This window comes from Pediococcus sp. (assembly GCF_003533255.1).
GTDB lineage: Bacteria > Bacillota > Bacilli > Lactobacillales > Lactobacillaceae > Pediococcus > Pediococcus parvulus.
In genome coordinates this window covers 1-3,734 of record NZ_DOEM01000015.1, presented here as the reverse complement: position 1 = coordinate 3,734, position 3,734 = coordinate 1, and the positions used below count along the sequence as shown (strand labels likewise).

The following is a 3,734-nucleotide window of genomic DNA, read 5'->3' as shown; positions in this document are numbered from 1 at the left end:
TTCTTAAAACAGAATGTCTTAATAGATTTCCACAGTGTAAAGATATTGGAGAATTCAAGGAAATCACAAAGAATTACGTCGATTGGTTTAACAATCGACGAATATCACAGAAAACAAAAGGCATGACTCCCTGCGAATAAAGGGAACATGCCTTAGCAGTTTAAAAATATTCAATTTTGTCTAACTTTTGTGTTGCACTTTAAATGAGGTGATCTTTTTGAATCTTTTAAGAAATTATAGCTGCTAATGCAGCACCAGTCCGAGAGTTTTTATCGTTTAGGCTATCTTTTGGATGACCTTCAAAACAAACTTGACCGCCGAATTTACCAGCATCGGGTCCCATATCGACTAACCAATCGGCTCGTGAAATTAATTTCAGATTATGTTCAATCAGAATTAATGTATTGCCCTTATCAACCAATCCTTCAAATAAATCGATCAATTGTTGAGTATCCTGTAAGTGCAATCCGGTTGTTGGTTCATCTAAGAAATAGATTCGGCCGGTATGATTCAATTCCATTGCTAACTTAACACGTTGCACTTCACCACCAGATAAAGTGGTCATCGACTGGCTAAGATTCAAATAACCAAGTCCAACTTGGTGGAGTAGACTAACCTTTTTGTAGATATCTGGCACATCTTTGAAAAACTCTAAAGTGTCGTTGATAGAAAGATTTAGAACCTCAGAAATATCTTTGCCATGATAAGTGTATTGTAGTGCTTCTTGGCTATAACGTTTCCCATGACACAACTCACATTCTTGAACGATTGGATCCATGAATGCCATCTCGGTGATCATTACACCTTTACCTTTGCAACGGGGACAAGCACCTTTACCGTTATAACTAAATAGTTGTGTTGAAACGCCATTGTTGGCTTTACTGAAAAGCTTTCGTAGAGGATTTAAAATGTTCAAGTAAGTTGCAGGTGTAGAACGAATATTCAAACCTACAGAATCCTGACTCAAATCAATATAGTCTTGATCAGAAACTTGTTGTTGGAAAGCTTGGACTAAAGTACTTTTTCCAGAACCTGCTGGTCCAGATATCACGGTCATTACACCTTGAGGGATTCTGGTAGATACGTCTTTTAAATTATGAGAAGTTACATGATTAACATTTAGCCAAGATTGAGGTTCACGAGGCTTTGGGAAAGTGATTTTTTCTCGTAACATTTTACCCGTAATCGTATCTGACCGTAATAGTTCGTCGTAGGTACCAGTGAAAGTTACTTGACCACCATTTTTGCCGGCTTGTGGTCCCATTTCCACGACATAATCTGCTGTCGAAATAATGGCAGGGTTGTGATCAACTAGGATAATGGTATTGCCATGTTCCTTGAGCTTTTTTAAGGATTGGGTAATTAATTTAATATCGTGAGGATGGAGTCCTACACTTGGTTCATCGAGTACGTAAACTAAATCGGATAGGGAACTCGTCAAATATTTGGCAATTTTAATTCGTTGAGCTTCTCCACCAGATAGAGTATCAGTTCCACGGCCAAGGGAAAGATAACCTAAACCGATGTCGACCAAAGCTTGAATTTTACTATGTAGTTCACGCACCATTGTTTTAGCCTTGGGGTCCGAGATATTATCCAAAAATTTTAGGACACTTACTAAATCCATATCGCTGACTTCTGCAATATTTTTGCCAGCAATTTTACCAGTTAGAGCCTTTTTGTTCAGACGTGTTCCATGACATACTGGGCAAGGTTTTCGAGTGACAATCTTTGATAAGGCAGCTTCATGATGACGACCTGAGGCACTATGAATAACAGAGCGAAGCATACGTGGAACTAGTCCTTCATATAATGCCGTACGGCCCCAATTTGCCGGTGGATTTTTTAATTTTTGTTGCGGAGCGTGCATGAATAAATCATATTCTTCATCGGTGTAGTCTTTAATTTTTTTGTCTAAATCAAATAATCCACTGTTGCCATATTCCTTCCAACGCCAAGTTCCCGGTTGAAAACCGGCAAAAGTCATTGCACCTTCATTGAGTGATTTATTAGGATCAATTAATTGACGTTCATCTATGTCGTCAACAAAGCCTAATCCCTGACATTTTGGACACATTCCCTGAGGTAGGTTAAAGGAAAACCATTCAGAATACCCAACCCAAGGCTGTCCAATTCGAGAAAACATCAAACGTAAGACGGAATAGATGCCGGTGTAGGTTGCCAGAGTAGATCGAGAATTACGACCAATAGGCTTCTGTTCAACCACAATTGCCACTGGTAAGTTGTCGATTCGGTTCACTTCAGGTTGACCGTATTTAGGCAAATATTGTTGGGTGAAACTAGGAAAAGTTTCATTCAATTCACGTCGGGAAACAGCGGCTAATGTATCAAAAACTAAAGAGGATTTACCAGACCCAGAAAGACCAGCAAATACAGTCGTTTTATGCTTAGGAATATCTAAACTGACATCCTTTAAGTTATTTTCTTGAGCTCCATGGATAGAGATAGTCCCATCTGCAAATAAATCAGTCATAAAAACCTCCAACAGTAAATTTATAATTCCATTATATATAGAAATCTCGTTTAACAAAAATAATCGGGTCTAGAATTTTTGGTGTTGGAAAGTATTTCCATTCCAAAAGTACTAGGCCCTAATTTAAAAAGCCATTGATAATGGATCAAAAACGGCCACTAGGGTATACCCGACCGAAAGAAATTGGTTCAATCCTACAAACAATTGATATGAGTGGGGTTGTTAATGCGTTTGCGTTTATTATTACAGTTGGGTTTTTGATGTATCTATGGGGATTCAAACTACCGGGTTGGCGACTATCACGCTCGGCAAACTGGTTAGTAGTGAGTTTTGCAATTGTGGTTTTACTGGCACTGATTGTTTGGAATGGCTTTGGTTCAGGCGATAAGCTTTCGAATATTTTTACCAGTTACGATTTTTCGTTAGGCCATTTTAACCTAAAAATCGTTTTAAGCGCGTTAGAAACAGTCTGCGAAGAATGGGCGTTTCGTTTTGCAGTCTTGTTTTTAAGCTTGAAGGCTTTCAGTCATGTAAAGAATCAGTATGTCTGGGTAGTTTTGATTAATGGATTGTTATTTGGTCTGTGGCATTCTTCAAATTTACTCGCGGGTCAATCCCTTAGCGCAACTCTGAATCAAATTTTGTTTGCAGCTGGCGGAGGGATGATCCTTTCAGCGACGTATCTTTACACGCAAAGTATCGCAGTTACCATGGTTAGTCATTTCTTCTTAGATATTTTTGCTTTCTCAAATACGAATGGCAATTTATTGATGACTTCTCCAGATGGTGTCGATTGGATTGCCACTTGGATTGTGGTGATTGTTCTTGTTCTCGTAGCATTGTTCTTAGTTACCGGCAAACGAAAACAGAGTATTCAAGAATCTATTTCTTATGAATAAAGGATGTTTACAACTAAAAATTTCTAGAGAGTAAAGGCTCGAAGAAATACTAATGGGGGCATTTGATATGTTGATAGAAAGATTGTGTGGAATTTTAGCGTTGGCAATAGCTGGATGGCAATTCTATAGTTTTAGGCAGGCATTTAGAAGTTTTAAAAAAACGGCCGGGAAAAACACTAATGTATTTATAGGGTTTGGACTTTGGTTTGGCTTGTTCTTTGGAATTATCATATTCCTTTTAGGATTAGCGTTGCTTTTCGGAGTATTTTAAAATAGTCAAATTAATCGAGCATTATTATAAAACAAAGAGACTGGGAAAATGCGATAATCCCTTTGTGGTT

At 38.1% G+C, this 3,734-nt stretch carries 4 protein-coding genes; 3 read left to right on the top strand and 1 reads right to left on the bottom strand.

Annotated elements, in window-relative coordinates:
- Positions 1-44 precede the first annotated feature (44 nt).
- A complete protein-coding gene (locus DD627_RS04195; RefSeq protein ID WP_286984577.1) occupies positions 45-140 on the top strand; it encodes an IS3 family transposase in 96 nt (31 codons plus the stop codon).
- Positions 141-226: 86 nt separating this feature from the next.
- Here the strand turns inward: DD627_RS04195 and DD627_RS04190 are convergent, their stop codons facing one another.
- Positions 227-2,494, bottom strand: a complete 2,268-nt coding sequence (locus DD627_RS04190) for an ATP-binding cassette domain-containing protein (protein ID WP_057784724.1) — start codon at positions 2,492-2,494, stop codon at positions 227-229.
- 140 nt (positions 2,495-2,634) lie between these two features.
- Here DD627_RS04190 and DD627_RS04185 point away from each other — a divergent pair, with 140 nt between their 5' ends.
- Positions 2,635-3,393 (top strand): CPBP family intramembrane glutamic endopeptidase, encoded by a 759-nt coding sequence (locus DD627_RS04185; RefSeq protein WP_260275131.1) that lies wholly within the window; start codon positions 2,635-2,637, stop codon positions 3,391-3,393.
- 52 nt (positions 3,394-3,445) lie between these two features.
- Positions 3,446-3,664, top strand: a complete 219-nt coding sequence (locus DD627_RS04180; protein ID WP_260275132.1) for an immunity protein — start codon at positions 3,446-3,448, stop codon at positions 3,662-3,664.
- The last annotated feature ends 70 nt before the right edge of the window (positions 3,665-3,734 follow it).

What these genes read in the sequence shown, in the direction of transcription:
- DD627_RS04185 (WP_260275131.1), top strand. Translation starts at nt 2,635, where the DNA reads ATGGATCAAAAACGGCCACTAGGGTATACCCGACCGAAAGAAATTGGT.
- DD627_RS04180 (WP_260275132.1), top strand. Translation starts at nt 3,446, where the DNA reads ATGGGGGCATTTGATATGTTGATAGAAAGATTGTGTGGAATTTTAGCG.
- DD627_RS04190 (WP_057784724.1), bottom strand. Translation starts at nt 2,494, where the DNA reads ATGACTGATTTATTTGCAGATGGGACTATCTCTATCCATGGAGCTCAA.